Source organism: Pelomonas margarita (genome assembly GCF_043555875.1).
Taxonomy (GTDB): domain Bacteria; phylum Pseudomonadota; class Gammaproteobacteria; order Burkholderiales; family Burkholderiaceae_C; genus Pelomonas; species Pelomonas margarita.
Map to the genome: position 1 here is coordinate 1 of NZ_JBIGHW010000078.1, position 288 is coordinate 288.

1 rRNA gene is annotated in these 288 nt (G+C 32.3%); it reads right to left on the reverse strand.

Annotated elements, in window-relative coordinates:
• Window positions 1-288, reverse strand: a 23S ribosomal RNA gene (locus tag ACG0Z3_RS23320); the annotation flags it as partial.

Sequence of the window (288 nt, forward strand, 5' to 3'; positions counted from 1 at the left end):
GAAACCGACCTAGTTCACACCGGTCTTAACTCAGTTCATGTAAAATTTTAAAAGACGAACAGTCTTACTTTTTTAGCTGCTACACCAAAAAGATATCTTAATCCAACATCGAGGTCGCAAACCTTTCCCTCAATAAGAACTCTAAAGAAAGATAACGCTGTTATCCCTATGGTAACTTTTGCTTTATTCTCCCATGAAGGATCCTTATACTAAAAAAAAGCATTCCATTTAGCTTCTTATTGTCCCAATAAAACTTCAAATTTTTTAATAAAAAAAATATAATTAAGC